Origin of the sequence: Mesorhizobium sp. M7A.F.Ca.CA.004.06.1.1, assembly GCF_003999135.1 — a bacterium.
Classification (GTDB): Bacteria; Pseudomonadota; Alphaproteobacteria; order Rhizobiales; family Rhizobiaceae; genus Mesorhizobium.
On record NZ_RZPQ01000799.1, the window covers coordinates 1 to 2,606 of the forward strand.

The following is a 2,606-nucleotide window of genomic DNA, read 5'->3' on the forward strand; positions in this document are numbered from 1 at the left end:
CATGAGGGCGCTGCGACGGTTCTCCTGACCAAACGGGCCGAAAAGCTGCGCAGCCATTCGGGGCAGGTGGCATTTCCCGGCGGCACCATCGATCCGACCGATCCGAGCCCTGAGGCGGCGGCGCTGCGCGAGACTTTCGAGGAGATCGGGCTTGGCCGAGACCGCATCGAGATCATTGGCCGCATGCCCGACTATGTCGCCGGCAGCGGCTACCGCATCGCGCCGGTGCTGGGCATCGTGCGGCCCGGTTTCCAACTGACGCTCAACGCCGACGAGGTCGACGCCGCTTTCGAAGTGCCGCTGCGCTTCCTGATGGACCCGGCCAACCACAAGCGCGACAGCCGCATGTGGAACGATCTCGAATGGTTCTTCTACGACATGCCTTACGGCGAACGGCGCATCTGGGGCGTCACCGCCGGCATCATCCGTACCCTCTATGAAAGGCTTTATGCGTGAGTGTCTCGATCGCGGACAGGGCCGACTGGCTCGGCGACAAGCATCTGCAGCGCCTGCTGTTCGCACTGGCCGAAGGCGGTGAAGAGGCGCGAGTCGCCGGCGGCGCGGTGCGCAACACGCTGATGGGCCAGCCCGTCGCCGACATCGACATCGCCACCACCTGCCTGCCGCAGCAAACCCTCCGCCGCGCCGAAGCGGAAGGGTTCAAGGCGGTGCCAACCGGCATCGAACATGGGACAATCACCGTGGTTGCCGGCGGAAAACCTTATGAAATCACCACCTTGCGCGCCGATATCGAGACCGACGGGCGACGCGCGAAAGTGTCGTTCGGGCGCGACTGGAAGCTTGACGCCGAGCGGCGCGACTTCACCATCAATGCGCTCTATGCCGAGGCCGACGGCAGGGTTGTCGACCTGGTCGGCGGCATTGCCGACATCGAGGCACGCCGGCTGCGCTTCATCGGCGACCCGGAAGCGCGTATCCGCGAGGATTATCTGCGCATCCTGCGCTTCTTCCGCTTCTTCGCCTGGTACGGCGATGGACGGCCGGACGCCGAAGGGCTGAAAGCCTGCGCCCGGCTTAAGGAAGGGCTGGCCCAGCTTTCGGCCGAGCGCATCTGGTCGGAACTGAAGAAGCTCTTGTCGGCGCCCGATCCGTCACGGGCGCTGCTCTGGATGCGGCAGGCAGGCGTCTTGACCGCAGCGCTGCCGGAAAGCGAGAAATGGGGCATCGATGCCATCCATGGGTTGGCCAAGGCCGGGAAGGATCTGGGCTGGGCACCCGACCCGCTGCTCAGACTGGAAGCGATCGTGCCGCCCGATGCCGCTCGCATGAAGACGCTCGCCGAGCGGCTCAAACTCTCGACCGCCGAAGCGGATCGCCTGCGCCACTGGGCGCTTGCCACCGCCGTCGAGCCGAAGACGACCGAGGGCGAACTGGCGAAAAGGCTCTATCGCGGCGACCGGCAGGGGTTTGTCGACCGGCTGCGGCTGTCGCTTGCGGCAGCCAGAGTGCGCGCCGTCGAGGACAATGAGGCGCTGCTCGAAGCCGGTGGCTTTTCGCGCCAGCTTGCCTTCGCCACCAAATGGGAAAAGCCGTTGTTTCCGCTGAAAGGTGCCGATCTCACAGCGCTCGGCGCAACTCCAGGACCGAAACTCGGCGAAATCCTCAGGAATCTCGAGGCGGAATGGGTCGAAGCCGGGTTTACCCCTGATCGCGACGCGCTCCTCAAGCGCGCCGCCGAAGCTTTGAACGCCGGGTAGATCAGGCCGCGTCGCGGCTCTTTTCGATGCGCGAGCGGATCGCCTCGATCATCGTCTCGCGGATGACCGTCTCACCATGCGTCTCGCGCATGTGCTCGACGGCACGGCGCATGACCTCGGCCTCCTCGTCGGCACGCGTGTGCCAGTCACAGCCGGGCACGAGCGACCCGCAGTGAAATTCCTTCATGAGATTTCTCCTTTTCCTCCGTGAAGCCTGGTCGAGGCTCCGGTACTTTTTTTGGCTCATGGTCCGGTTCCAGGGTTTAATCCGCGGACCGCGAGCGGGTGAGAAGCATAACACAGATGGGGCGGCATTGGTTGCGGTCAACGGCAAACAGGCGGAGCAGCGCTGCTCCACCCTCTTAACACTATCCCGAAACAGGACCGGACATCGTCTCATCCTGCTCTGGCGGGCAAGCCATCATTTTGCGGCCTTGACGGCCTCGGCGACCTTGTTCTTGCCCTTCATATCCCATGAGACACGGACTTTTTCACCGACCTGCAGGCCAGGATCCTTGAAGGTCTTGGGAAGCGTAAAAGACGATCCATCGTCGAGGACCAGACTCATGGCCGTTGCGTCAAAGGTCTTGATCGTTCCGGTGGTGTGCTTGACGGCGGCGAATGCCACCGAACCGGAAGCGAGAAGGGCAGCGGCGGCCGCCGAAACAATGATCTTGCGCATTGCGAAGTACTCCTGGAAGTAGGGCATCCCTCTCAATGAGGTGCCCCGCGTCGTCTGGGCCGTCCGGTCGCGTCGGGTCGCGGCTCGCTTTGTCTGACGCAATTCCAGGAAAGTGCGAAACGGCTTTCCGACCCGGCCCCACAAATAGGCCAGTCTTTTCAACGGCCTATTAGACGAAAAAGAAATGTTGCGCCGCACCGTGTGCC

At 63.6% G+C, this 2,606-nt stretch carries 4 protein-coding genes; 2 read left to right on the forward strand and 2 right to left on the reverse strand.

What is annotated here, in order from left to right:
* Together EN906_RS30300 and EN906_RS30305 are read left to right on the forward strand one after the other, a co-directional pair.
* The coding region (locus tag EN906_RS30300; protein ID WP_164777474.1) for a CoA pyrophosphatase at positions 1–456 on the forward strand (456 nt) is incomplete at its 5' end.
* Positions 453–1,718 (forward strand): CCA tRNA nucleotidyltransferase, encoded by a 1,266-nt coding sequence (locus EN906_RS30305; RefSeq protein ID WP_127269429.1) that lies wholly within the window; start codon positions 453–455, stop codon positions 1,716–1,718. The genes EN906_RS30300 and EN906_RS30305, both read left to right, overlap by 4 nt.
* Before the next feature lies 1 nt (position 1,719).
* Here EN906_RS30305 and EN906_RS30310 read toward each other — a convergent pair whose 3' ends face one another.
* Both EN906_RS30310 and EN906_RS38565 read right to left on the reverse strand, forming a co-directional pair.
* Entirely contained in the window at positions 1,720–1,905 is a 186-nt protein-coding gene (locus EN906_RS30310) for a DUF1059 domain-containing protein (protein WP_127269428.1), read from the reverse strand.
* 234 nt (positions 1,906–2,139) lie between these two features.
* Positions 2,140–2,606: DUF1344 domain-containing protein (locus EN906_RS38565; RefSeq protein ID WP_245484360.1), on the reverse strand; the 467-nt coding region annotated here is incomplete at its 5' end.

Excerpts from the sequence above, each read along its gene's own strand:
- EN906_RS30310 (WP_127269428.1), bottom strand. The coding sequence starts at position 1,905 with ATGAAGGAATTTCACTGCGGGTCGCTCGTGCCCGGCTGTGACTGGCAC.